This is a genomic window from Campylobacter concisus, from assembly GCF_002913745.1.
GTDB lineage: Bacteria > Campylobacterota > Campylobacteria > Campylobacterales > Campylobacteraceae > Campylobacter_A > Campylobacter_A concisus_R.
Genome location: NZ_PPCG01000081.1, coordinates 1 through 592 on the forward strand (window position 1 = coordinate 1; position 592 = coordinate 592).

Consider the following 592-nt stretch of genomic DNA (forward strand, 5'->3'; position numbering starts at 1 on the left):
AAATTTACGGCACAACTCTTGCTTACTCTTTGAAGCTAAATTTCAAGGAGTAAGCTATGAAAGTCTCTTATAACTCCATCTTAACAAAACAGCACTACCAAAAACAGACAAAAAGCGAAGGCTTTGCAAATTTCCTACCTAACACTCCAAATATAAATTCGATCGGCCAAACCACTATTCCTAAAAATGACTTTGTTTCATATAGTAGTATCGACTCTCTTTATCAGGCCAAATTTACTTCACAAGAGGGCTATGGATATAGTGTAGATGCTAAAGGATTTATGGGAGCTGACTTTAACAAAGCTGCAGGCTTGCCACAGGACTTTAAAATCCACAAAAGCACGCTTGATGCGATAGTGCTACACAATCAAAAACACCCAAATAGTATAAATTTTTCAATGGAAACAAAGAAAGATAACCAACTCTTTGGAGAGGATAGCTTTGCAAATATCGATCTAGCAAATACTATCAAGCAATACTATAAAATTTTTGATCAAATTTCAGCTGGAGTTATTAGTAAGGGTAAAGAGTTTTACTCAAATGAAGATCTAGCAAAGATGCCAAAAGGCTACTTTTCAAAAGATAAAAAAAT

General features: G+C 34.5%; 1 protein-coding gene. It reads left to right on the forward strand.

Annotated features, from left to right (window positions below):
- Positions 1-56 precede the first annotated feature (56 nt).
- Positions 57-592: Cj0814 family flagellar-dependent secreted protein (locus tag CYO90_RS10060; protein ID WP_429827843.1), on the forward strand; the 536-nt coding region annotated here is incomplete at its 3' end.